We start from the raw sequence: 25,590 nt of genomic DNA, 5'->3' as shown, positions 1-25,590 counted from the left end.
GAGCGCAGTTTACGAAGTGTAAATGAGCATCCCGAGGCCATTTTTAACGCAATATCGCCGACGCGCAGCAGGTCGTGCTTACTCCTTGATGCAATCCACGGTATAGCAGGCGCCAGAGCCTGCGTCTTCACTCTGCAGGCCATGCACATCGGCATCGAAGCCTGGGAACTGGCTGTCGAAGGTGCGGGCGAACTGCAGGTAATCGATGATCGAGCGGGTTTCCGCCGTGAAGCGCTCGCCCGGCATGATCAATGGAATGCCCGGCGGATACGGCACCAGCATCACCGCAGCGATACGCCCTTCGAGCTGCTCGATCGGCACCGCCTCGACCTCGCCGCGCACCAGCTGGTTGTAGGCATCGGCCGGTTTGATCGCCACCTGCGGCAGCACCGTGTACATGCGTTTGAGCGCCTTGGCCGTGGCGTTTTCGCGGTAGCAGGCGTGCAACTGATCGCAAAGGTCGCGCAGGCCCATGCCGGCATAGCGCGCCGCGCCTTCGCGAGCCACGCTGGGCAGGGTTTCACTGAGCAGCACGTTGGCGTCGTACTGGCGCTTGAACTCCAGCAACTCGGTAAGCAAGGTGCTCCACTTGCCCTTGGTGATGCCCATGGAGAACAGCACCAGGAAGGAATACAGGCCGGTCTTCTCCACCACCAGACCGCGCTCCCAGAGGAACTTGCTGACCACCGCTGCCGGAATGCCCGACTCGGTCAGCTTGCCGTCAGCGGACAGCCCCGGCATCACCAGGGTGACCTTGATCGGGTCGAGCAACACGTAGTCCTCGGCGATATCGCCGAAGCCGTGCCAGTCGGCATTCGGCTGCAGCAGCCAGTCGGCGGTGTGCACGCTCTCGGCTTGGGCCGGCTGCCAGATACTGAACCACCAGTCGTCCGCTGCCAGGTTCTGCCGCAGGTTGGCCAGGGCACGGCGGAAGCTCAGCGCCTCGTCAAAGGTTTCCTGGATCAGCGAACGCCCGGCCGGCCCTTCCATCATCGCCGAGGCCACGTCCAGCGAGGCGATGATGCCGTACTGCGGCGAGGTGGAAATGTGCATCATGAAGGCTTCGTTGAAGCGATCACGATCCAACTGACGGGCGCCGCCGTCCTGCACATGGATCATCGACGCCTGGCTGAACGCCGCCAGCAGCTTGTGGGTGGAGTGAGTGGTGAACACCAGCGGAGTCTTCTCGCCGCACTCGGTGCCCATGCCGTAACGCCCGGCGTAGAACTCGTGGAACGCCGCATAGGCATACCAGGCCTCGTCGAAATGCAGCACCTCGACGCTGTCGGCCAGGGTGCGTTTGATCAGCTCGGCGTTGTAGCAGAGACCGTCGTAGGTGGAGTTGGTCACCACCGCCAGCTTGACCTTGGGCTCACGGCCTCTGGCCAGTGGGCTGGCATCGATCTTGGCCTGGATCGATTCCTTGCTGAACTCACTCAGCGGAATCGGCCCGATGATGCCCAGTTCGTTGCGCTCCGGGCACAGGTACAGCGGGATGGCGCCGGTCATGATGATCGAATGCAGGATCGACTTGTGGCAGTTGCGGTCGACCAGTACCAGGTCATCGCGGCCGACCATCGAGTGCCAGACGATTTTGTTCGCCGTCGAGGTTCCGTTGATCACGAAGAAGGTGTGGTCGGCGCCGAAGTTGCGTGCCGCCCGCGCCTCGGCTTCGGCCAGCGGGCCGGTGTGGTCGAGCAACGAGCCCAGCTCCGGCACCGACACCGACAGGTCCGAACGCAGGGTGTTTTCACCGAAGAACTGGTGGAAGGCCTGCCCCACCGGGCTCTTGCGGTAGGCCACGCCACCACCGTGCCCCGGCGTGTGCCAGGAATAGTTGGACTGCGCGGTGTGCTGCACCAGCGCCTTGAAGAACGGCGGCAGCAGGCCGTCGAGGTAATTGTGCGCCGCGCGCGCCACCTGGCGGGCGAGGAAGGACACCGTGTCCTCGTACAGGTAGAGAATGCCGCGCAGGTGATTGAGGTCGGCCATGGCCTCGGCCGGCGCGTTCTCGATGGTGACCTGCTCACCGAGGGCGAAGATCGGCAGTTGCGGCGCCCGCACACGGGCAATGCGGATCAGCTCGACCATGTCCTGCAGCAGATGGCGGTTTTCCCCGGCGCCTTCGGCGGCGACCAGGATGCAGGCCAGGCCGTGGTGAGTGGAGGCAACGATGCGCCCCTCGGCGGAGTTGGCGCTGGAAAGAATGCTGAAGCCGTCCTTGCTCAGCTCCTGGGCAATGGCCCGTACGCGCTCACCGGCCACGGTATCGGCCTTGATGTCGCGGTGAACGATAAGGACGGGGAAGTTCAGGTCTTTATACATTGCGGCTTCCTGAGCGGAGGGTGCTCTCGGGCACCTATCCCCTCAGGTTAGAAGTTCGCCCGAAGCGGCGGAACCCCCTTAGCGGCAAGCTGTACGAAAAGGTCGCATTAGCCTTAGGAGCAAGCGGCGCGAGCGAAACCTCACAACGCAGCGCGCGCTCCTACCGCTTAGCTTTCGCTCGGCGCTTCCAGCTGCGCCCACAGCGACGGTGCGCCAGCAGACTTCTCGATGACCGCCAGGCGCGCGACATGGGCCGCCAGCTCTTCGTCACTGGCGCGGATCACCCGGGTCAGGTTGCGCCCGGCATCCAGACGACGAATCGGGCTGGGCACCTGGCGGCCGCTGCCATCGCCACCGTCGCCGGCCAGCGACAGGTGCGTCTGGCCACCGGTCATGGTCAGGTAGACGTCGGCCAGAATCTCGGCGTCGAGCAATGCGCCGTGCAGGTCACGACCGGAGTTGTCGACGCCATAGCGTTTGCACAGGGCATCGAGGTTGTTGCGCTGGCCCGGATGGCGCTCGCGGGCCATCAGCAGGGTGTCGAGCACCGAGCAGTAGTCGCTGACTTCGGCGCGATCGCTCTGGCCGAGCAGGGCGAACTCGTTGGCGATGAAGCCGATGTCGAACGCCGCGTTGTGGATGATCAGCTGCGCGCCGTGGATGAACTCGTAGAATTCGTCGGCGATCTCCTTGAAGCGCGGCTTGTCGGCGACGAATTCGTTGGTGATACCGTGAACCGCGATGGCGCCTTCGTCGATCTCGCGATCCGGACGCAGGTAGACGTGGAAATGCCGCCCGGTCAGGCGCCGGCCTTCCAGTTCGACACAGCCGATCTCGATGATGCGGTGACCATCGGTCACTGGCATGCCGGTGGTTTCGGTGTCGAGTACAACGCTACGCATGCTTCATCCCTCTGACTTCATCCACACCGCGGTTGGCCAGCTGATCGGCCTTCTCGTTGCCCGGGTGGCCGGTATGCCCACGCACCCACTGCCACGTCACCTGATGGCGATTGACCTGCTCGTCCAGCGCCTGCCACAGGTCGGCGTTCTTCACCGGCTCCTTGGCAGCGGTCTTCCAGCCACGCTTCTTCCAGTTCGGCATCCATTCCTGGATGCCCTTCATCACGTACTGCGAGTCGGTCACCAGGCGTACCGAACAGGGCCGGGTCAGCGCGATCAGCGCGCAGATCGCCGCCATCAACTCCATTCGGTTATTGGTGGTGTTGGGCTCGCCGCCCCAGAGTTCTTTTTCCGCACCTTTGAAAACCAACAGCGCGCCCCAGCCGCCCGGGCCGGGATTGCCCTTGCAGGCGCCATCGGTGTAGATCTCGACTAGTTCTTCGCTCATTGACTACTTATCTATTGCTCGGAATCGCGGCGGCTGACTTTGGCCACCGGCATTGGCAGCAACTTGCCCATCGAGGCCCGTTGCACCGGTCGCAGGGGGCGCAAGCCGACCACCAGCTTGCGCGCCACCAGCAGATAGAAGCCCGCGCCCGGCGCTTGCCAGGCACTGCCCCAAGTCTCCAGGCGGGCCAGGCGTGACTGCCAGGCCGCTGAAGCAAGCGGCGGACGATAGCACCCGAAGCGGCGTTTCTCCAGCGCGAAACCGAGCAGGCTGAGCCAGTCCGCCAGGCGGGTCGGCGCGATGCACCGGGCCTGGCGAAAGCCATCCCGGGCGAACAAATGCCGCAGCCCCCAGGTGCTCCAGGGGTTGACCCCGACGATCAGCAGATAGCCACCTGGGCGCACGCTGTGGGCGGCTTCGCGCAGCAAACCGTGGGGCGACAGACTGAAATCCAGGCCATGCTGCAGCACCACCACATCGGCGGCATGCTCGCCCAGTGGCCAGGCCTGTTCCTCGCAGGCAATGTCCACACCGGCCAACGGCGCACCGAGGCGCACGTTGCAACGAATCTGCGGCGCGGCCGGCGGCTGCGCCTGGCCCGGGCCGTAATGCACCAGGTAGCCGCCGAAATAGCGCGCCAGCTCGGCATCCAACGCCACCCGCTCCTCGGCCAGCAGCAACTCACCCAGAGGCGAGGCCAGCCAGTCACTCGCGGCCTGGGTCAGCGTCAGCCACTCGGCATCGGCCTGGGCGAAAGGCTGTTCGCTCATGACACACTCCTGCATGGTCAAAGGTCGCCATCAGTGCCTAAGATGCGCCATTGCTCCCTTATTGGCGACCCGCAAAATGTTTCAGATCGACGCCCTTCCCGCCTTCAGCGACAACTACCTGTGGCTGATCCAGGATCACCAGCAGCAGCGCTGCGCGGTGGTCGACCCCGGCGATGCCGGCCCGGTACTGGCCTGGCTCGAAGCCCATCCGGGCTGGCAGCTCAGCGATATCCTGATCACCCACCACCATCCCGACCATGTCGGTGGCGTGGCCACGCTCAAGGCCGCGACCGGCGCGCGTGTCTACGGCCCGGCCAACGAGCAGATCCCCGCCCGCGACGTGGCCCTCGATGAAGGCGCTCGCATCCAGGTGCTGGGCTGCGACTTCCTTATATATGCAGTCCCTGGCCACACCCTGGGGCACATTGCCTATTACAACGCCGCCCCCGAACAGCCCTGGCTGTTCTGCGGCGACACCCTGTTCTCGGCCGGTTGCGGGCGACTGTTCGAAGGCACGCCGGCGCAGATGCACGACTCCCTGAGCCGCCTGGCCAACCTGCCGGACAGCACCCACGTCTACTGCACCCACGAATACACCCTGAGCAACCTGCACTTCGCTTGCGCCGTCGAGCCGAACAATCCGGCCGTGGTCGCCCGCTTTGAAGAAGTCAGCGCGCTGCGCGCGGCACAACGCATCAGCCTGCCCTCGAATATCGCCCTGGAAAAAGCCAGCAACCCGTTTCTGCGTTGCGGGGAAATATCCGTTAAAGAAAAAGTCGACGAGCGGGACGGCCCCCGGCAGCGCTCGGCGGTCGAGGTATTTGCCAGCCTGCGCGCGTGGAAAGACGTGTTCAAAGCTGGTTAAAAACTGACCAAAGGGCCGGCGAAAACTTGACCACCCCCAGGGGCGTTCCTAGAATCCCCGAACTTTTTGCGCCGGCAGCTACTACCGACCAATGCTTTTATTACCTTTTAGAACACTGAATTCATCAGCATTGGCCCGGGGAGCGAAAGTTCTGGCGGTACTGCTGTGCATTGGTCTGGCAGGCTGCCAAAGCACAGGAAGCAGCCGTGACAGCAGCCGCGACAGTGATCGCAGCGCCACCCTGCGTCAGGAGCCGGAATGGCTCAACGACGCCCCCGTCGCCGAAAAGCCCCAGGACATCTGGGACCGCATGCGCAATGGCTTCAAGCTGCAGGACGAGATTGGCGTCAACCCGCGCATCGAGAACCAGCGCCTGTGGTTCGTCAGCAAACCGTCCTACCTGGAAAGCGCCAGCGGCCGCGGCAGCCTGTATATCCACTACGTGGTCGAACGCCTGGAAGAGCGCAACATGCCGATGGAGCTGGCGCTGCTGCCGGTCATCGAAAGCGCCTACAACCCCTTCGCCTACTCCCGCAGCCATGCGGTCGGCCTGTGGCAGTTCATCCCCGCCACCGGGCGCCACTTCAACCTGCGCCAGACCACCTGGTACGACGGTCGCCGCGACGTAACCGCCTCGACCAACGCCGCACTGAGCTACCTCAGTCGCCTGCACGACATGTTCAACGGTGACTGGCTGCTCGCCCTCGCCGCCTATAACGCCGGTGAAGGCACCGTCAGCCGCGCCATCGAGCGCAACCAGAAACTCGGCCTGCCGACCGACTACTGGAACCTGCCGCTGCCCAAGGAAACCCAGGACTACGTGCCCAAGCTGCTGGCCCTGTCGCAGATCGTCATGTCGCCGGAAGCCTACGGCGTTTCCCTCAGCCCGATCGCCAACGAACCCTATTTCGAAGAAGTGGCGATCAAGCAGAACCTCGACCTGTCGCGCGTCGCCGCCATGGCCGACATGGATGAAGACGAGCTGTTCAACCTCAACCCGGCCTTCAAGAAACGCATCACCATGGATGGCCCGCGCCACCTGCTGGTGCCAACCGACAAGGCCGAGATGCTCACCGCCAGCCTGGCGCTGATGAAGCCGCAAGCCCAGGTGGCCTGGCAGGAATACCGCGTACGCTCCGGCGACAGCCTGCACAGCATCGCCAACCGCTACGGCATGACGGTCAACACCCTGAAAGACACCAACAAGCTGAGCAGCAATAGTCTGCGTGTCGGCCAGGTACTGAGCATCCCCGCGACGCCGGGCAGCACTCCGCAAGCACCGATCCAGCAGCGGATTGCCAAGGCGAAACCCGCGGTCGCGACACAGCGCTACAAGGTCAAGCGTGGCGACACCCTGTGGCAGATCGCCAACGCCAATGGCGTGGCCCTCAAGGATCTGCAGCGCTGGAACGGCCTCACCGCCAAGAGCCGCCTGAGCCTCGGGCAAAGCCTGGATATCCGCGGTGGCTCCGGTGGCACCGGCAACTCGGTGGCCGCGAGCAAACCCAAAGCCAAGGCCGACAAGCGCCAGGCCGTGACCTACTACCGGGTCAAGAGTGGCGACTCGATGTACATGATCGCCCGCCGCTTCAACGTCGACATGAACAACCTGCAGCGCTGGAACCCGCTCAGCGACAGCACCGCACTCAAGCCGGGGCAGACCCTGACGCTGTATCTCGACTGATCAAAAGCTCGCGCAAAGAAAGGCCGCCCAAGGGCGGCCTTTTTCGTCAGAGCCTGTCCACGATCTTTTGGACTAGAGCTAGACAAGGCAAAAACAGGCGAGGAAGCGGAGTTTACGAGTTGTAAATGAGCATTCCGAGCCTGTTTTTAACGCGGTATAGCCGACGGACAAGAGATCGTAGGCAGGTTCTCAGCGCTTGCTCAATGCCTCCAGACAACGCCCGGTCAACTGGGTAAAGCGCTGGAAGGCGACGAATTGCTCATGCTTGAGCGCCCGCCCGGAAGTGCGACAGTCGGCGTAAAGCACGCCAATCTCGCGCGTCCCGGCTAGCAGAGGTGCAATCAGGAACATGCCCTGCCCCAGGTGCTGACGCATCGGCAGGGTCACCAGTTCGTTGAGGTTGTAGCTGGCCGGCACGCCCATCCAGATCGCCTCGCGGTTACGCAGGACGTAGCTGAAGATATGCGGCTGCTCGCGCTGATTGGCCGGTAGCTGGAAGTCCTCCAGCCAGCCCTCGGTGCCCTCTCCAACCACCCGCTTGGCGCGGAAGCGGCTCTGCCCGTCGGCCAGCACCGCCAACATCACCCGCTCCAGCCCGGCGCCCTGGTGCAGGCCCTTGAGCAGGGTTTCCAGGATCAGGCCGACATCGGCCTTCTGGCTGACCATCATGCCGAGGTCCTGCAGCGCCTGCTGCATCACCAGCAGGTTGGGTTGCAGCAGGCGCGCCTTGCGCTCCTGCTGCTGTAGCTTGATCTGTTCCGGATCGGTGTTGGGGATCAGCCGGCAAAGCTGGCTCGCGCCGAATGTGGCAGCCACCTCCACCGCTTCCTCGGCACTCTCCAGTACCTGTTTGAGCGCATCTTCCGGGCTGATCCCGGTGAAGTCCGCCAGCTGTTGCACCAACGCGTCCATGCCCGGTGAATCCCAGCCTTCCAGCGCCGCTTCGCTGATCTTCACGCCCAGGTTGATGGCGCGCACCGCCGGGTCGTGCTGGTTGCCGCTGCCGTGGGCGAAACTGGCCAATTCGCCGAGGTTCCAACTCTTCACCAGGCCCTGGGTGAGCTGGCGGAAGCTGGTGCCGATCACCTGGCGCACCGCTTCGTCTTCATCCATGCCGGGCTGGTCGAGCAAATCAGCCAGCTCATCCGCCTGATCACCGCCGCAGCTCCAGAACGCCAGCTCGCCAACGGTATGCAGCAGCGCGGCGATGAACACTTCTTCCTGGTTCTTCGCGAGCACATAGCCGGCGATGTTGCGGGCCTGCACGGCGGCATGGAACGAGCGCGCCAGCAGCATCTGCAACTGCTCGCGGGGAACCCGTACCAGCAGGCTGTCGATCAGGCTGACCGACATGCCGATCAGGCGCACGTTGTCGAAGCCGATCAGCACGATGGCCCGGGAAATGGTGCGGATGCTTTCCTGCGAAGGGTTGTAGTAGACGCTGTTGCCGATGCGCAGGACCTTGGACGTCAGCGAGGCATCACGCAGCAACACATCAGCCAGTTGCTGAACCGACGAGGTGTCGGCCTGGGACAGGCGATGCAGATCCTGCACCACCGCAGCGAGCGCCGGTAATTCGGCCTGATTGAGGCGGTCTATCCATGCCTGTAAACCGATACTGCGTTCCACTCGGGCATAAACCTCTTTCAATTTGTTTGAGTGTAATCAAATTGATGGCGCCTGCAGCGCAAAAGGCACTCTTTTTCCAGCGGATACAAGCTGTTACTGTACCTGCCAAGAAGCCCAAAGACGCCATGGATCGGACCTTGCGCCTGATGCGTACCCTGTTCCCGCTGCTACTCGGCCTGGCCATGAGCTTTCCCGCCTTCGCGACCCTCAGCGAAAGCCATGGTTACGCCCAGTTCGGCACCCTCAAATACCCCGCCAGCTTTACCCACTTCGACTGGGTCAACCCCGATGCGCCCAAAGGCGGCACGTTGCGGATGATGGCCTACGGTACGTTCGACACGCTCAACGCTTATAGTTTCAAGGGCAGCAGCCCCTCGGCCGCGCCCAACTTCCTGCAGTACGGGGTCAGCGAGCTGAACGAAACGCTGATGGCCGGCACCGGCCAGTACGACCCTTCCGGCGATGAAGCGGCCTCCAGCTACGGGCTGATCGCCAAGTCGGTGGAATACAGCGAGGACCGCAGCTGGGTGGTGTTCAACCTGCGCGAGGAAGCCCGCTTCCATGATGGCAAGCCGATTACCGCCTATGACGTGGCCTTCTCCTATCGCCTGCTGATCAAGCAGGGCCACCCGCAATACCGCACCAACCTGCAGGAAGTGCAGCGGGTCGACATTCTCAACCGCCATCGCATCCGCTTCGTGTTCAAACGGGCCGGCAATCCCCTGCTGATCCTGCGCCTGGGCGAGCTGCCGGTATTGCCGCAGCACTACTGGAAGAACCGCGATTTCAAGGCCACCACCTTCGAGCCACCGCTGGGCAGCGGACCGTACCGGGTGACCAAGGTGGTCCCGGGCCGCAGCCTGGAGTTCACGCGGGTCAAGAACTGGTGGGGCGAGCAACTGCCGGTCAATCGCGGCAAATACAACTTCGACCGGGTTGAAGTGGAGTTCTACCGCGACAGCGATGTCGCCTTCGAAGCCTTCAAGGCCGGCGAGTTCGACTTCTACATCGAGCACCAGGCGAAGAACTGGGCCAATGGCTACCGCTTCCCCGCCATCGCCCGTGGCGAGGTGATCCGCGCCGAGATCCCGCACCAGATTCCAACCCAGACCCAGGCGCTGTTCATGAACAGCCGCCGCGCCATCTTCAACGACCGCAAGGTGCGTGAAGCCATGGGCCTGATGTTCGACTTCGAATGGACCAACCGCGCGCTGTTCAACAGCGCCTACAAGCGCAGCAGCAGCTACTACCCGAACAGCGAATTCAGCGCCACCGGCAAGCCCGAAGGCGGCGAATGGCTGTTGCTCTCGCCCTACCGCAAGCAGTTGCCGAGCAAGCTGTTCAGCGAACCCTTCAGCGTGCCCACCACCGATGGTCGTGGCATCCCGCGGGAAACCCTGCGCCGCGCGCTCGGTCTATTGGCCGATGCCGGCTGGATGCCATCCGGCCAGGGCCTGAAGAATGCCAAGGGTGAGTCGTTGCGCTTCGAGATACTGCTGGTCAATCCCAACCTGGAGCGCATTCTCCAGCCGTACACCGAGAACCTGGCCAGCCTCGGCATCCGTGTCGTTTTGCGTACCGTCGACCGTGCCCAGTACAAACAGCGCCTGGACCACTTCGATTACGACATGGTGCTGATGACCCTGCCGCAAAGCCTCAGCCCCGGCCTGGAGCAATGGCTGTACTTCCACTCCAGCCAGGCAGCCGTGAAAGGCAGCAAAAACTACGCAGGCGTGACCCATCCGGTGGTCGACACCCTGCTCGACAAGCTGCTAAATGCGCAGTCACGCGACGAACAGGTTGCCGCTGCCCGCGCCCTGGATCGGGTCTTGCTCTGGCAGCACTACAGCATTCCCAATTGGTACATCAATCATCACCGCCTGGCGTACCGTAACCGGTTCGCCTTCGTCACCACCCCGCCCTACACACTCGGGCTGCGGGCCTGGTGGCTGAAGCCCACGGAGACCGCTCGATGACGACCCCCTTACGCACTTTGGGTGCCGGCCTGCTGTTGCTCGGCCTGGCCAGCGTCGGCCAGGCTGCCCCGCAGCACGCCCTGACGCTCTACGGTGAGGCACCCAAGTACCCGGCCAACTTCAAGCACTTCGCCTACGTCAACCCGGATGCGCCCAAGGGCGGCACCCTGCGCCAGCCCGGCACCGGCAGCTACGACAGCTTCAACCCGTTCATCCCCAAGGGCAACGCGGTCGATGTCGGGCTGATCTACGACAGCCTGACCTACCACTCGCCCGACGAGCCGATGACCGAATACGGCCTGCTCGCCGAGAAGATCGACAAGGCCGACGACAACAGTTACGTGCGCTTCATCCTCAACCCCAAGGCGCGCTTCCACGACGGCACCCAAGTGACCGCCGACGACGTGGTGTTCACCTTCAACACCCTGCTGGAAAAGGGCGATCCGATGTACCGCCACTACTACGCCGACGTGGCGCAGGTGGTGGCCGAAGACAAGCTGCGGGTGCGCTTCGACTTCAAGCACAAGGAGAACCGCGAGCTGCCGCTGATCCTCGGCCAGCTGCAGGTACTGCCCAAGCACTGGTGGGCCAGCCGCGACTTCAGCAAGAACAGCCTGGAGCCGCCGATGGGCAGCGGCCCGTACCAGATCGCCAAGTTCAACCCTGGCAGCAGCGTGCGCCTGGAGCGAGTCAAGGACTGGTGGGCCAAGGACCTGCCGGTAAGCCGCGGCCTGTACAACTTCGACGTAATCGAGATCGAGTACTACCGCGACACCCAGGTAGCCCTGGAGGCCTTCAAGGCCGGGCGCTTCGACGTCAACCTGGAATACTCGGCCAAGGACTGGAACACCGGCTACGACTGCCCCGCCAAGCGCAACGGCCAGTTCGTCCAGGAAGCCATCCCCAACCACAACCCCGCCGGCATGCAGGGCTATGTATTCAACCTGCGCCGCGCGAAGTTCCAGGATGTCCGCGTGCGCGAGGCCATCGCCCTGCTGTTCGACTTCGAGTGGGCCAGCAAGCAGCTGTTCTATGGCGCCTACAAGCGCACCAACAGCTACTTCGCCAACTCCGACATGGCTGCCCGCGAACTGCCCGACGCGGCTGAACTGAAAATCCTTGAGCCGCTGCGCAAGGAGTTGCCGCCACAGGTATTCACTGAGGTATTCAACCCGCCGGTCAGCGATGGCAGCGGCATCATTCGCGAGCAGAGCCGCCGTGCCTACCAGTTGCTCACCGAAGCCGGCTACCGCATCGAGAACGACAAGATGGTCGATGCCAACGGCCAGCAACTGAGCTTCGAATTCCTCAACTTCCAGGCCAACCTGGAGCGGGTGATCCTGCCCTTCAAGCGCAACCTGGCAGAACTGGGTATCGACCTGCAGATCCGCCGGGTCGATGTCTCGCAGTACGTCAACCGCCTGCGCTCGCGCGACTTCGACATGACCTCGGCCATCTGGCCGCAATCCAACTCGCCGGGCAACGAACAGCGCGAGTTCTGGCACTCCAGCAGCGCCGACAACCCCGGCAGTCGCAACCTGATGGGCTTGCGCGACCCGGCCATCGACAAGCTGGTGGACGGGCTGATCCGCGCCGACTCGCGCAAAGCGCTGGTCACCCACGCCCATGCGCTGGATCGCGCCCTGCTGTGGGGTCACTATGTGGTGCCCAACTACTACGTCGATACCTGGCGCGTGGCCTACTGGAAGCGCTTCGGCCGCCCGGCGGTGACACCCCTGTATGACTACGGCCTGATGAGCTGGTGGGAAGAACGCCCCGCCGGCACGCCGACCGACCCCGTTACCCCGGCCCAGGAAGCCAACTGATGCTCGCCTATATCCTGCGCCGCCTGCTGCTGATCATCCCGACCCTGCTTGGCATCCTGCTGATCAACTTCATCATCATCCAGGCCGCTCCCGGCGGCCCGGTGGAGCAGATGATCGCCAAGCTGGAAGGCTTCGACGCGGCCTCCGGCGGCGCCACCGGGCGCATTTCCGGCGGTGGTGGCGAAGTGGCCGTGGCCGGTTCCAGCTACCGTGGCGCCCAGGGCCTGGACCCGGACCTGATCGCCGAGATCGAGCGCATGTACGGCTTCGACAAGCCGGCGCCCGAACGCTTCTGGATCATGCTGAAGAACTATGCGCAGCTGGACTTCGGCATGAGCTTCGCGCGCGACACCTCGGTCATCGACCTGATTATCGAGAAGCTACCGGTGTCGATCTCCCTCGGCCTGTGGAGCACCCTGATCACCTACCTGATCTCGATTCCCCTGGGGATAGCCAAGGCCACGCGCCATGGCAGCGCCTTCGATGTGTGGACCAGCTCGGCGATCATCGTCGGCTACGCCATCCCCTCGTTCCTGTTCGCCATCCTGATGATCGTGCTGTTCGCGGGAGGCAGTTACTGGGACTGGTTCCCTTTACGCGGGCTGACCTCGAACAACTTCGACGAGCTGACCCTGGGCGGCAAGGTGCTCGACTACTTCTGGCACCTAGCACTGCCGGTCACGGCCCTGGTCATCGGCAACTTCGCCACACTGACCCTGCTGACCAAGAACAGCTTCCTCGACGAGATCAGCAAGCAATACGTGGTCACCGCCCGCGCCAAGGGCCTGACCAACCGCCAGGTGCTCTACGGCCATGTGTTTCGCAACGCCATGCTGATCATCATCGCCGGCTTCCCCAGCGCCTTCCTCGGCATTTTCTTCACCGGTTCGATGCTCATCGAAGTGGTGTTCTCGCTGGACGGCCTGGGCCTGCTCGGCTTCGAATCGATCGTCAACCGCGACTACCCGGTGGTATTCGGCACGCTGTTCATCTTTTCCCTGTTCGGCTTGCTGGCCAAGCTGATCAGCGACGTGTCCTACAGCCTGGTCGATCCACGCATCGACTTCGAAAGCCGGGAGAATTGAGATGAAGCTCTCCCCACTCAACAAGCGCCGGTTTGCCCGCTTCAAGGCCCACAAGCGCGGCTGGTGGTCACTCTGGCTGTTTATCGCCCTGTTCGGCCTCAGCCTCGGCGCCGAGCTGATCGCCAACGACAAACCGCTGGCCGTGCGCTACGACGGCGAATGGTATTTCCCGGTGTTCAAGCGCTATGCGGAAACCACCTTCGGCGGCGAATTCCCGCTACAGGCCAACTACAAGAGCCCCTACATCCGCGAACTGATCGCCGCCAAGGATGGCTGGATGCTCTGGCCGGTGATCCCCTTCGACTACGCTAGCATCAACTACGACCTGCAGGTACCCTCGCCCGCGCCGCCGTCGGCGCAGAACTGGCTGGGCACCGATGACCAGGGCCGCGATGTGCTGGCACGGATCATCTACGGCTTCCGCATCTCGATCCTGTTCGCCCTGGTGCTGACCGTGCTCAGTTCGATCTTCGGCGTGTTCGTCGGCGCCCTGCAGGGCTTCTACGGCGGCTGGATCGACCTGGCCGGGCAACGGGTACTGGAAATCTGGTCCGGCCTGCCCATGCTGTTCATGCTGATCATCCTGTCCAGCTTCGTGCAGCCGAGCTTCTGGTGGCTGCTGGGGATCATGCTGCTGTTCTCCTGGATGACCCTGGTCGACCTGGTGCGCGCCGAGTTCCTTCGTGGACGCAACCTGGAGTACGTGCGCGCAGCCCGCGCACTGGGCATGCAGAACGGCGCCATCATGTTCCGCCACATCCTGCCCAACGCCATGGTTTCGACCCTGACGTTCATGCCGTTCATCATCACCACCGCCATCGGCACCCTGACCTCGCTGGACTTCCTCGGCTTCGGCCTGCCGGCCGGCGAACCCTCGCTGGGCGAGTTGGTGGCCCAGGGCAAGGCCAACACCCAGGCGCCGTGGCTGGGCATCAGCGCCTTCCTGGTACTGGGCATCATGCTCAGCCTGCTGGTGTTCATTGGCGAAGCCGCCCGTGATGCCTTCGATCCGAGGAAATAGGATGAACCAGTCGAACAACCTCATCGAAGTGCGTGACCTCGCTGTCGAGTTCATCAACGGCACCCAGGTGCAACGGGTGGTCGAGGGCGTCAGCTTCGACATCCGCAAGGGCGAGACCCTGGCCCTGGTCGGTGAAAGCGGCTCCGGCAAGTCGGTCACCGCGCACTCCATCCTGCGCCTGCTGCCCTACCCGCAAGCTCGCCACCCCGTCGGCAGCATCGCCTACAACGGCGACGACCTGCTCAAACTCAGCGAAGCCAAACTGCGCGGTATTCGTGGCAACCGCATCGCCATGGTGTTCCAGGAACCCATGACCTCGCTCAACCCGCTGCACAGCATCGGCAAGCAGATCGGCGAGGTACTCGCGCTGCACAAGGGCCTTACCGGCAAAGCGGCCACCACGCGCACCCTGGAGCTGCTGGAGCTGGTCGGCATCCCCGAACCGCACAAGCGCCTGCGCGCCCTGCCCCACGAGCTGTCTGGCGGGCAGCGCCAGCGGGTAATGATCGCCATGGCCCTGGCCAACGAGCCGGAGCTGCTGATCGCCGACGAGCCAACCACCGCGCTGGACGTCACCGTGCAGCTGAAGATCCTCGAGCTGCTCAAGGAGTTGCAGGCCCGTCTGGGCATGGCGCTGCTGCTGATCAGCCACGATCTCAACCTGGTTCGACGAATCGCTCATCGCGTATGTGTCATGCAGCGCGGTCGCATCGTCGAACAGGCGTCGTGTGAAGAATTGTTCCATGCGCCGCAGCATCCCTATACCCAGGAATTGCTCGGCGCCGAGCCCAGCGGCGAACCGGCGGATAACCCCGTTGGCGCGCCGCTGCTGGAAGTGGACGACCTGCGTGTGTGGTTCCCGATCAAGAAAGGGTTGCTGCGCCGTACGGTCGACCATGTGAAGGCGGTGGACGGTATCAATTTCAGCCTGCTCCAGGGTCAGACCCTGGGCATCGTGGGCGAAAGCGGTTCCGGCAAGTCCACCCTCGGCCTGGCGATCCTCCGGCTGCTCGGCAGCCAGGGCGCCATCCGTTTCCAGGGCCAGGCGCTGAACGGGCTGTCGCAACAGGCAATCCGGCCTTTTCGACGGCAGATGCAGGTGGTCTTTCAGGACCCTTACGGCAGCCTCAGCCCGCGTATGTCAGTCGGGCAGATCGTTGGCGAAGGCCTGAGCATCCACCGCATGGGGACGCCAGCGGAACAGGAACAAGCCGTCATCGACGCGCTCACGGAGGTAGGTCTGGATCCGGAAACCCGGCATCGCTATCCCCATGAGTTTTCCGGCGGGCAACGGCAGCGAATCGCCATTGCCCGGGCACTGGTACTGAAACCGGCGCTGATTCTGTTGGACGAGCCCACCTCGGCGCTCGACCGCACAGTCCAGCGCCAAGTGGTGGAGTTACTGCGTTCGTTGCAGGCCAAGTACAACCTGACCTACCTGTTCATCAGCCACGACCTGGCGGTGGTCAGGGCCCTGAGTCACCAACTGATGGTGGTGAAGCAAGGCAAGGTAGTCGAACAAGGCGCTGCCGAGACGATTTTCGCTGCACCGCAGCACACTTATACCCGGCAGTTGCTGGAGGCCGCCTTCCTGGCCCCCGCCACTGCCGATTAACCAGAAGAGGAACAACGCACATGGGTTTTCTCGCCGGTAAGCGCGTACTGATCGTTGGCGTGGCCAGCAAACTGTCGATTGCCTCGGGCATCGCCGCCGCCATGCATCGCGAAGGCGCCGAGCTCGCCTTCACCTACCAGAACGACAAGCTCAAGGGCCGCGTCGAAGAGTTCGCCGCAGGCTGGGGCTCGAATGCCGAGCTGTGCTTCCCCTGTGATGTGGCCAACGACGAGGAAATCGCCAGCGTATTCGCGGCCCTCGCCAAGAAATGGGATGGCCTGGACTGCATCGTCCACTCGGTTGGCTTCGCTCCGGGCGACCAGCTCGATGGCGACTTCACTGATGTCACCACCCGCGAAGGCTTCCGCATCGCCCACGACATCAGCGCCTATAGCTTCGTCGCCCTGGCCAAGGCCGGTCGCGAGCTGATGCAGGGCCGTAACGGCAGCTTGCTGACCCTGTCCTACCTGGGCGCGGAACGCACCATGCCCAACTACAACGTAATGGGTATGGCCAAGGCCAGCCTGGAAGCCGGCGTGCGTTATCTGGCTGGCAGCCTCGGCCCGGAAGGCACGCGCGTCAACGCCATCTCCGCCGGCCCGATCCGCACCCTAGCAGCCAGCGGCATCAAGAGCTTCCGCAAGATGCTCGCCGCCAACGAGAAGCAGACCCCGCTGCGCCGCAACGTGACCATCGACGAAGTCGGCAACGCCGGCGCCTTCCTCTGCTCCGACCTGGCCTCGGGCATCAGTGGTGAGATCATGTATGTCGACGGCGGTTTCAATACCACCGCCATGGGCAATATCGAAGACTGATCTTCACGCCCATGAAAAAAGGCCGCTTCTCAGCGGCCTTTTTTATTTGCAGCCAACCCCATCTCTCGATGGGGTTGCTCACCCTTAGTAACGCTCGATATCAGCCTGGGCTTCCAGCAGTTTGCGGAACGCGCTGAAGTCCTGCTGGCCAATACGCGAGGCCAGGTAGCGACGGGCATTGGCCTTCTCTTCGGCAGACATCTCAGCCTTCGCTTCGCTCACACCGTCCAGACGTACAAGCACGAAGTCGCCACTGTTCAGGCTCACACCGGCGAAGGTCGGCGCCTTGTCGGTCGGCTTCGGCATGCGGAACAGAGCCTGCAGAACGACCGGCTCGACACCTTCCTGGCTACGCGTAGCAGCTTCCACCACTTTCCAGTCCTGGCTGGCGGCAGCCTTGCCGTCACGCAGATCAGCCAGCAGGGCATCGCCCTTGACCTTCAACGCCTCGTTGGCTTTCTGCTTGGTCAGAGTCTCGCGAATACCCGCAACAACCTGCTCCAGCGGCATCAGCTCAGGCTTCTTGTGCTCCTTGACGCGCAATACCACAACGGTATCCGGGTCGAGCTCGATAGCACCGCTGTTGGCACCATCTTCCAGCACATCGCTGCTGAAAGCAGCCTGCACCACCTGACGATTAGCCGTCACACCCTCGCTACCACCTTCGCGACCGAAAGCGGCGCTGGTTTGCACCTGCAGACCTTGATCTTGAGCTGGCTGGGCTAGATCGGATGCCTCGTAGGCGGCATCTTCCAGAGCCTTGGTGGCCTCGACGAAACGCTGCTCGACCTGGCGCGCCTTGAGGTCATGCTCCAGCTTGCCCTTCAGGCTGGCGAAGGTCGGCACTTCCGGTGCCTGCACATCCAGCAGCTTGATCAGGTGCCAGCCGAACTGGCTGCGTACCGGGGCAGAGACTTCGCCCTTGTTCAGCGCATACAGCGCCTTCTCGAAGTCCGGGTCATACACGCCTGGCGCAGCGAAACCGAGATCGCCACCGGTGGCTGCCGAACCGGCATCCTGCGACAGCTCCTTGGCCAGCTTGGCGAAATCCTCACCCTTGTCGATGCGCTGCTTGGCTTCTTCCAGCTTGGCCTTGGCCTGCTCGTCAGTCAGCTTGTCGCTGACTTCCAGCAGAATGTGCGCCGCGCGGCGCTGCTCAGCCAGGGCGGCAACTTCCTGCTTGTAGCTAGCCTGCAGGTCTTCGTCATTGACGCTGACCTGGTCGAAGAACGCGCTCTTCTTCAGCTCGATGTAGTCGAGCACTACCTGCTCCTGACTCATGAACTGATCAGGATGCTCGTCGTAATAAGCCTTGAGCTCTTCATCCTTGATCTGCACGGCCTCATTGTCGGCCTTCAGCGTCAGGGTGGCGAAGTCGCGAGTTTGCTTCTCGAGCTGCACGAAAGCCTGCAACTCGGCGTCAGTCACGAAGCTGCTACCGGCCAGTGCGGCCTGCAGCTGGCTGATCAGTACGTCCTGCTTCAGGCGCTCACGAAACTGGAGGCGGGTGAAACCCTGCTGACGCAGCATCTGATCGAAACGGTCAGCATTGAATTTCCCGTCGACCTGGAACAGCGGCATGCTCAGGATCAACTGATCCACTGCGGTATCGGCAAAAGCCATACCGGAGTCCTTGGCCCCCTGCAGCAGCAGGTTCTGCTGAATCAGGTTGTCGAGTGCCGACTTGCGCAGCAGTTTGTCGTCCAGAAGGGAAGCATCGAAGTCCTTGCCGAACTGCTGGATCAGTTGGCGACGCTGCATTTCCACGGCGCCATTCAAGCTGTCCAGGGTGATTTTTTCACCGTTTACTTCGGCAGCTTCACCGGCATGGCCAGTCGAGCGGACGATCGCATCGAAGCCGGTCAGCGCCATCAGCATGACAATAACGCCGATGATGGTCTTGGCAATCCAGCCCTGAGAGTTGTCCCTGATGTTCTGCAGCATGCATCCCCCGAAACGTCTGCACTGAAACCGCTATGCAGCGTGGGTAAAAAGAATCCGGATAAAAGAAAGGCGCATCCTAGGATGCGCCTTCTCGTAACTAATGGAGCGAAGAGGTTTTAGCGACCCTCCGCCCCACAACCAAGCCGGGCTAACCGACCTGGCAGGTAAGGCCAGAGAGACGCTTAGTTGACGGCGTCTTTCAGGGCTTTACCAGCTTTGAAGCCTGGGATCTTGGCAGCAGCAATGCTGATCGGCTTGCCGGTCTGCGGGTTACGGCCGGTGCGAGCAGCGCGCTCTTTAACGGCGAAGGTGCCGAAGCCAACCAGTACCACGGAATCACCAGCCTTCAGAGCGCCAGTGACGGATTCGATCACTGCATCCAGCGCGCGGCCAGCAACAGCTTTCGGGATATCAGCAGATGCAGCGATGGCATCGATCAGTTCCGACTTGTTCAATCTAAGTCCCCTTATTTCTGTTGAGTTGTTTCTTAGTAGTTGGGTGTAAGCAAAGCGGGTGCTGAAGGGCCAGCCGACACATAAGAGCCGCTTTATAACAAGGGCTCGAAAATTGTGTCAAGGAACCCTTCGGCCTAATGCGTGCTGATTCGCTCCTTGGAATCAGACTCGCGTTTCTCATCCGTTGCAACCATCTCGGGAGCCGCATCGGGCAAGGGCTCCGGGGCGTATTGCAGCGCAATTTGCAGGACCTCGTCAATCCATTTAACCGGCTTAATGGTCAGGTCTTGCTTAATATTCTCTGGAATTTCCTTCAGATCGCGAACATTTTCCTCGGGAATGATCACGGTCTTGATTCCGCCACGATGAGCAGCCAGCAGCTTCTCTTTCAGACCACCGATAGCCAACACCTGACCACGCAAAGTGATCTCGCCAGTCATGGCCACATCGGCCCGCACAGGAATCTGCGTCAGCGCAGAGACCAGCGCAGTGCACAGACCGATACCTGCACTCGGCCCATCCTTCGGCGTAGCCCCTTCCGGCATATGGATGTGTACATCGCGTTTTTCGTGGAAATCCAAGGGGATACCCAGGCTTTTCGCGCGACTACGCACCACCGTCAAAGCAGCAGTCATGGACTCGGCCATGACATCGCCGAGCGAACCAGTCTTGATCAGTTGGCCCTTGCCCGGCACCACCGCAGTTTCGATGGTCAGCAGTTCGCCACCCACCTGAGTCCAGGCCAGACCGGTTACCTGGCCGACCTGATCCTGCTGTTCGGCCAGACCGTAACGGTAGCGACGCACACCGAGGAAATGCTCAAGCAGATCGGCAGTCACCAACACCTTGAAACGCTTTTCCTTTGCATGCTCCTTCACCGCCTTGCGGCAGACCTTGGCAATCTGCCGCTCCAGACTGCGCACACCCGCTTCACGGGTGTAGTAGCGCACGATGTCGCGGATAGCAGCCTCCTCGAACTCGATCTCACCCTTTTTCAGGCCATTGGCCTCGGTTTGCTTGGGCGTCAGGTACTTGACCGCGATATTGACCTTCTCGTCCTCGGTGTAACCGGGCAGACGAATGACTTCCATCCGATCGAGCAGCGGCCCCGGGATATTCATCGAGTTGGCGGTACAGATGAACATCACATCCGAAAGGTCGTAATCAACCTCCAGGTAATGGTCGTTGAAGTTGTGATTTTGCTCCGGATCCAGCACTTCCAGCAGCGCCGAAGCCGGATCTCCACGCATGTCGCTGCCCATTTTGTCGATTTCGTCGAGCAGAAACAGCGGGTTGCGTACGCCCACCTTGGTCATCTTCTGGATCAGACGCCCGGGCATGGAGCCGATATAGGTGCGGCGATGGCCACGGATCTCAGCCTCGTCACGCACGCCGCCCAAGGCCATGCGCACGAACTTGCGGTTGGTGGCCCTCGCGATCGACTCAGCCAGCGAGGTTTTACCCACGCCAGGCGGCCCTACCAGGCACAGCACAGGCCCCTTGAGCTTCTTCACCCGCTTCTGCACAGCGAGATACTCAAGGATGCGCTCCTTGACCTCTTCTAGGCCGTAGTGATCGGCATCGAGGATATCCTCGGCCTTGGTCAGATCCAGGCGCACCTTGCTCTCGGCCTTCCACGGCACATTCACCAGCCAATCGATATAGGAGCGCACCACTGTCGCTTCGGCAGACATCGGCGACATCTGCTTGAGCTTGTTCAGCTCGGCATTGGCCTTGGTCAACGCCTCTTTGGGCAAACCGGCGTTGTCGATGCGCTTTTTCAGCTCGTCGACTTCGTTGTGCCCTTCATCGATATCGCCCAGCTCTTTCTGAATGGCCTTCATCTGCTCATTCAGGTAGTACTCGCGCTGACTGCGCTCCATCTGCTTCTTCACCCGGCCACGGATGCGCTTCTCGACCTGCAGCAGGTCGATTTCTGCATCCAGCAGGGCCAGCACATGCTCGACCCGCGACGGCAATTCGGTGATTTCGAGAATTTCCTGCTTCTGCTCGATTTTCAGCACCATGTGCGCGGCCATGGTATCGACCAGGCGACTCGGCTCGTCGATGCTGTTCAGCGAGGACAGAACCTCGGCCGGCACCTTCTTGCCCAGTTGCACATATTGTTCGAACTGGCTCAGCAGGCTGCGCGTGAAGACTTCCGACTCGCGCTCAGCCACTTCCTGCTCATCGATCAGCTGCACCTCGGCACGGCAATGGCCGTCAACCTCGATAAAGCGCTCAATAGCACCGCGCTGCTCACCTTCCACCAGCACCTTTACCGTGCCATCCGGAAGTTTCAGCAGCTGCAGCACCGTCGCCACGGTACCGACCCGGTAAAGCGCATCCTCGCCCGGATCATCGTCTGCCGGGTTGCGCTGGGCCAGTAAGAGGATCTGCTTATCACCAGTCATCGCAGCCTCGAGGGCCTCGATGGACTTCTCACGGCCTACGAATAGCGGAATGACCATGTGTGGATAGACCACAACATCGCGCAATGGCAGGAGAGGCAATTCGATGGTTGTCTTCATGATTTCAGCTCTACGGCGGCCATTTGGCCGTAATCGGACGGGAGTACCCTTGACCCTAAGATGGGGCCGCCCCCCAGAAAAAACAAGCGAGAAAGGCAGAAAAGCAAAGGGCCCCGCAGGGCCCTTTGTTTCATCAGGTATCTAGCATTACGCGTCAGGCGCAGCCTTGGCCGGCGGCTCACTATTTTCATAGATCAGCAGCGGCTTGGAAGAACCAGCGATAACACTCTCATCGATAACCACCTTGCTGACATCAGACTGCGAGGGGATTTCGTACATGGTGTCGAGCAGTACACCTTCGAGAATCGAGCGCAGGCCACGGGCACCAGTCTTGCGCTCCAGCGCACGATGGGCGACAGCCTTCAACGCATCCGGACGGAACTCCAGATCCACGCCTTCCATTTCGAACAACTTGCCGTATTGCTTGGTCAGCGCGTTTTTCGGCTCGGTGAGGATTTGCATCAGCGCTTCCTCATCCAGCTCCTCGAGGGTCGCGATCACCGGCAGACGGCCGACGAACTCAGGGATCAGGCCGAACTTCACCAGATCATCCGGCTCGACTTCGCGCAGGGATGCACCAACCGACTTACCGGCTTCCTTGCTACGCACCTCAGCCGTGAAGCCAATGCCACCCTTGGTCGAACGATTCTGGATAACCTTCTCCAGACCGGAGAACGCACCACCGCAGATGAACAGGATGTTGCGGGTATCCACCTGCAGGAATTCCTGCTGTGGATGCTTGCGCCCACCTTGCGGAGGAACAGAAGCAACAGTGCCTTCGATCAATTTCAGCAAGGCTTGCTGCACGCCCTCACCCGAGACATCACGGGTGATCGACGGGTTGTCCGACTTGCGCGAAATCTTGTCGATTTCATCGATGTAGACAATACCCATCTGGGCTTTTTCGACATCGTAGTCGCACTTCTGCAGCAGCTTCTGAATGATGTTCTCGACGTCCTCACCCACATAACCGGCTTCGGTCAGGGTAGTGGCGTCGGCAATGGTGAACGGCACATTGAGCAGACGGGCCAGCGTTTCAGCCAACAAGGTCTTGCCCGAGCCGGTTGGCCCGATCAGCAGAATATTGCTCTTGCCCAGCTCGACGTCATCTTTCTTGTCGCGCTGATTAAGGCGCTTGTAGTGGTTATAAACCGCTACGGAGAGCACCTTCTTGGCGCGCTCCTGACCGATGACGTACTGATCCAGGATGCCGCTGATTTCTTTTGGCGCGGGCAATTTGTGCGCATTGCTCTCGGCCTGGGCTTCCTGCACCTCCTCGCGGATGATGTCATTGCACAGGTCGACGCACTCGTCGCAGATAAATACGGAGGGACCGGCGATCAGCTTGCGCACTTCATGCTGGCTTTTGCCACAGAAGGAGCAATAAAGCAGCTTGCCGTTGTCCTCGCCGTTGCGGGTGTCAGTCATTCGATCGATCCAAATACGGTAGGCATGAAACACAAGATGGAGGCAATTGCAGGCATTTTCAAGCCCGCAGGACAGCCGGGCATACCCGACCGTCCACCGCTACAGCAGATTAGCCAGCCACCTGACGCTTGTTCAGAACCTGGTCGATGAGGCCGTATTTGACCGCATCATCAGCGCTCATGAAATTGTCGCGATCAGTATCACGGGCGATCACGTCGATCGGCTGCCCGCAATGGTCGGCAAGAATCTTGTTCAGGCGCTCACGGATGGTGAGAATTTCCCGGGCATGGATCTCGATATCCGAAGCCTGCCCCTGGAAGCCGCCCAGCGGCTGGTGAATCATCATGCGCGAATGCGGCAGGCAGGAACGCTTGCCGGCCGCACCACCCGCCAGGAGCAGCGCGCCCATACTGCAGGCTTGGCCGATGCAAATGGTCGACACGTCCGGCTTGATGAACTGCATGGTGTCGTAGATCGACATACCTGCAGTCACGGAGCCGCCCGGGGAGTTGATGTACAGGTGGATGTCCTTGTCCGGGTTCTCGGCCTCAAGGAACAACAGCTGGGCAACCACCAGGTTGGCCATGTAGTCCTCAACCTGACCAACCAGGAAGATCACCCGCTCTTTCAGCAGGCGGGAATAGATGTCGTAGGCACGTTCGCCGCGGGCAGATTGCTCGATCACCATGGGCACGAGGCCACCGGCGGCTTGGATGTCAGGCATTTGCTGCATATATGAATTACGCGACATGTCCAGCGATCTCTCCCTAATAGTCATGTCTCAAATACGCATAAGCCAGCACGAGGGCTGGCTTATGGTGTGCTCGAACGAGGCGACGGATCAGGCTGCTTGCGGAGCTTCCGCCGGCTTGACCGCTTCTTCGTAGGAGACCGCTTTATCAGTCACTTTGGCCTTCTGCAGAACAGTATCTACAACTTGTTCTTCCAGTACAACCGAACGCACTTCGTTCAGCTGCTGGTCGTTCTTGTAGTACCAAGCCACAACTTGCTCAGGCTCTTGGTAGGCAGAAGCCATTTCCTCGATCAGCTCGCGTACGCGGGCGTCGTCCGGCTTCAGCTCGAATTGCTTAACCACTTCAGCGACGATCAGACCCAGCACAACGCGGCGCTTGGCTTGCTCTTCGAACAACTCGGCCGGCAGTTGATCCGGCTTGATGTTGCCACCGAACTGCTGCACGGCCTGCACACGCAGACGATCGACTTCGTTGCTGATCAGGGCCTTCGGCACATCAACCGGGTTGGCGGTCAGCAGACCTTCCATTACCTGGTTCTTGACCTTGGATTTGATCGCCTGGCGCAGCTCGCGCTGCATGTTCTTGCGAACTTCGGCACGGAAACCTTCCAGACCGCCTTCCTTGACACCGAACTGAGCGAAGAACTCGTCATTCAGCTCCGGCAGTTGCGGGGCGGAAACGCTGTTCACAGTGATGGTGAACTCGGCAGTTTTGCCGGCCAGCTCGAGATTCTGGTAATCAGCCGGGAAAGTCGGATTGATTACGCGCTCTTCACCGGCTTTAACGCCAACCAGGGCGTCTTCGAAGCCTGGGATCATGCGACCGGAGCCCAGCACCAGCTGGGTGCCTTTGGCGGAACCACCAGCGAAGGCTTCACCGTCGATCTTGCCAACGAAGTCGATATTCAGCTGATCGCCATTCTCGGCAGCACGCTCGGCCGCTTCGAAACGGGTGTTCTGCTTGCGCAGGATTTCCAGCATGTTGTCGACGTCGGCATCGCTCACGTCAGCCTGCAGGCGCTCGATAGCAATGCTGTCGAGGCCGCCAACCTGGAACTCAGGGAACACTTCGAAGGTGGCAACGTATTCCAGATCCTTGCCTTTCTCGAATGCTTTCGGCTCAACAGCCGGAGCACCGGCCGGGTTCAGCTTCTGCTCAACGATGGCTTCGTAGAAAGTGGACTGGATCAGATCACCCAGGGCTTCCTGGCGAGCGGAGTCTTCGTAACGCTGACGGATTACGCTCATCGGCACCTTGCCGGGGCGGAAGCCAGGGACCTTGGCACGACGCGCAGTCTGTTGCAGACGCTTGGTCACTTCAGTCTCGATGCGCTCGGCCGGGACACCGATGGTCATGCGGCGCTCAAGAGCGGAGGTGCTTTCAACAGAAACTTGCATGGATATTCCTCGTTGCACAGACGTAAGACGGCCGTTCAGGCCCAGAATCAAGGGCATGCATTCTAGTGGGTCGAATAGCAGAAGTCACCTGCGGAAAAGGCGCAGGAACGGCGAGATAT

General features: G+C 61.5%; 19 protein-coding genes. 8 read left to right on the top strand and 11 right to left on the bottom strand.

Annotation, left to right across the window (positions count from 1 at the left end; all coding sequences use genetic code 11):
* Positions 1-78 precede the first annotated feature (78 nt).
* The 4 genes from H3H51_RS19425 to H3H51_RS19410 all read right to left on the bottom strand — a co-directional run bounded on the left by H3H51_RS19425 (position 79) and on the right by H3H51_RS19410 (position 4,445).
* Positions 79-2,325 carry an Orn/Lys/Arg family decarboxylase gene (locus H3H51_RS19425; protein ID WP_183090719.1) on the bottom strand — a complete coding sequence of 749 codons (2,247 nt, stop codon included), beginning with the start codon at positions 2,323-2,325 and terminating at the stop codon, positions 79-81.
* Between the two features lie 167 nt (positions 2,326-2,492).
* Positions 2,493-3,227 (bottom strand): DNA polymerase III subunit epsilon, encoded by a 735-nt coding sequence (dnaQ, locus tag H3H51_RS19420; RefSeq protein ID WP_183090718.1) that lies wholly within the window; start codon positions 3,225-3,227, stop codon positions 2,493-2,495.
* On the bottom strand, positions 3,220-3,675 hold the full coding sequence (gene rnhA, locus H3H51_RS19415) for a ribonuclease HI (protein WP_183090717.1): 456 nt from the start codon (positions 3,673-3,675) through the stop codon (positions 3,220-3,222). The genes dnaQ and rnhA overlap by 8 nt, the downstream gene beginning before the upstream one ends.
* Positions 3,676-3,686: 11 nt before the next feature.
* A complete protein-coding gene (locus H3H51_RS19410) occupies positions 3,687-4,445 on the bottom strand; it encodes a class I SAM-dependent methyltransferase (RefSeq protein ID WP_183090716.1) in 759 nt (252 codons plus the stop codon).
* A gap of 76 nt (positions 4,446-4,521) precedes the next feature.
* On the opposite strand from H3H51_RS19410, the gene gloB reads away from it, so the two are divergent.
* Positions 4,522-5,310 carry a hydroxyacylglutathione hydrolase gene (gloB, locus tag H3H51_RS19405; protein WP_183090715.1) on the top strand — a complete coding sequence of 263 codons (789 nt, stop codon included), beginning with the start codon at positions 4,522-4,524 and terminating at the stop codon, positions 5,308-5,310.
* Between the two features lie 91 nt (positions 5,311-5,401).
* Complete coding sequence (locus H3H51_RS19400) at positions 5,402-6,994, top strand: lytic transglycosylase (RefSeq protein ID WP_183090714.1); 1,593 nt, start codon at positions 5,402-5,404, stop codon at positions 6,992-6,994.
* Between the two features lie 189 nt (positions 6,995-7,183).
* Here H3H51_RS19400 and H3H51_RS19395 read toward each other — a convergent pair whose 3' ends face one another.
* Positions 7,184-8,623 carry an HDOD domain-containing protein gene (locus tag H3H51_RS19395; protein ID WP_183090713.1) on the bottom strand — a complete coding sequence of 480 codons (1,440 nt, stop codon included), beginning with the start codon at positions 8,621-8,623 and terminating at the stop codon, positions 7,184-7,186.
* A gap of 146 nt (positions 8,624-8,769) precedes the next feature.
* Here H3H51_RS19395 and H3H51_RS19390 point away from each other — a divergent pair, with 146 nt between their 5' ends.
* Genes H3H51_RS19390 through fabI form a run of 6 tightly spaced genes read left to right on the top strand, consistent with a single transcriptional unit; the run spans position 8,770 to position 16,961 of the window.
* Positions 8,770-10,599 carry an extracellular solute-binding protein gene (locus H3H51_RS19390; protein WP_183090799.1) on the top strand — a complete coding sequence of 610 codons (1,830 nt, stop codon included), beginning with the start codon at positions 8,770-8,772 and terminating at the stop codon, positions 10,597-10,599.
* Complete coding sequence (locus H3H51_RS19385; RefSeq protein ID WP_183090712.1) at positions 10,596-12,425, top strand: extracellular solute-binding protein; 1,830 nt, start codon at positions 10,596-10,598, stop codon at positions 12,423-12,425. Before H3H51_RS19390 ends, H3H51_RS19385 begins: the two co-directional genes overlap by 4 nt.
* Positions 12,425-13,510, top strand: a complete 1,086-nt coding sequence (locus H3H51_RS19380; RefSeq protein WP_183090711.1) for a microcin C ABC transporter permease YejB — start codon at positions 12,425-12,427, stop codon at positions 13,508-13,510. Before H3H51_RS19385 ends, H3H51_RS19380 begins: the two co-directional genes overlap by 1 nt.
* Position 13,511: 1 nt before the next feature.
* Entirely contained in the window at positions 13,512-14,531 is a 1,020-nt protein-coding gene (locus tag H3H51_RS19375) for an ABC transporter permease (protein ID WP_183090710.1), read from the top strand.
* Between the two features lies 1 nt (position 14,532).
* Complete coding sequence (locus H3H51_RS19370) at positions 14,533-16,146, top strand: ABC transporter ATP-binding protein (protein ID WP_183090709.1); 1,614 nt, start codon at positions 14,533-14,535, stop codon at positions 16,144-16,146.
* A 20-nt stretch (positions 16,147-16,166) separates the two neighbouring features.
* Positions 16,167-16,961 (top strand): enoyl-ACP reductase FabI, encoded by a 795-nt coding sequence (gene fabI / locus H3H51_RS19365; RefSeq protein ID WP_183090708.1) that lies wholly within the window; start codon positions 16,167-16,169, stop codon positions 16,959-16,961.
* A gap of 84 nt (positions 16,962-17,045) precedes the next feature.
* Here fabI and H3H51_RS19360 read toward each other — a convergent pair whose 3' ends face one another.
* From H3H51_RS19360 to tig, 6 genes are all read right to left on the bottom strand, one after another.
* Positions 17,046-18,905: a SurA N-terminal domain-containing protein gene (locus H3H51_RS19360; RefSeq protein WP_183090707.1), complete on the bottom strand. Its 1,860-nt coding sequence runs from the start codon at positions 18,903-18,905 to the stop codon at positions 17,046-17,048.
* Between the two features lie 182 nt (positions 18,906-19,087).
* Positions 19,088-19,360 (bottom strand): nucleoid-associated protein HU-beta, encoded by a 273-nt coding sequence (hupB, locus tag H3H51_RS19355; protein ID WP_003239952.1) that lies wholly within the window; start codon positions 19,358-19,360, stop codon positions 19,088-19,090.
* A gap of 134 nt (positions 19,361-19,494) precedes the next feature.
* Positions 19,495-21,891 (bottom strand): endopeptidase La, encoded by a 2,397-nt coding sequence (gene lon, locus H3H51_RS19350; RefSeq protein WP_183090706.1) that lies wholly within the window; start codon positions 21,889-21,891, stop codon positions 19,495-19,497.
* Between the two features lie 147 nt (positions 21,892-22,038).
* Positions 22,039-23,319 (bottom strand): ATP-dependent Clp protease ATP-binding subunit ClpX, encoded by a 1,281-nt coding sequence (gene clpX, locus H3H51_RS19345; RefSeq protein WP_183090705.1) that lies wholly within the window; start codon positions 23,317-23,319, stop codon positions 22,039-22,041.
* 109 nt (positions 23,320-23,428) lie between these two features.
* The gene (gene clpP / locus H3H51_RS19340; RefSeq protein WP_183090704.1) at positions 23,429-24,070 is read right to left on the bottom strand and encodes an ATP-dependent Clp endopeptidase proteolytic subunit ClpP; all 642 of its coding nucleotides are present in this window, start codon (positions 24,068-24,070) and stop codon (positions 23,429-23,431) included.
* A 90-nt stretch (positions 24,071-24,160) separates the two neighbouring features.
* The gene (gene tig / locus H3H51_RS19335) at positions 24,161-25,471 is read right to left on the bottom strand and encodes a trigger factor (protein WP_183090703.1); all 1,311 of its coding nucleotides are present in this window, start codon (positions 25,469-25,471) and stop codon (positions 24,161-24,163) included.
* Positions 25,472-25,590: the final 119 nt, after the last annotated feature.

Source organism: Aquipseudomonas ullengensis (assembly GCF_014174475.1).
In the GTDB taxonomy this organism is placed as follows: domain Bacteria; phylum Pseudomonadota; class Gammaproteobacteria; order Pseudomonadales; family Pseudomonadaceae; genus Aquipseudomonas; species Aquipseudomonas ullengensis.
Note: the sequence above shows the minus strand (reverse complement) of the source record. Positions and strands in the feature narration are given on the sequence as shown.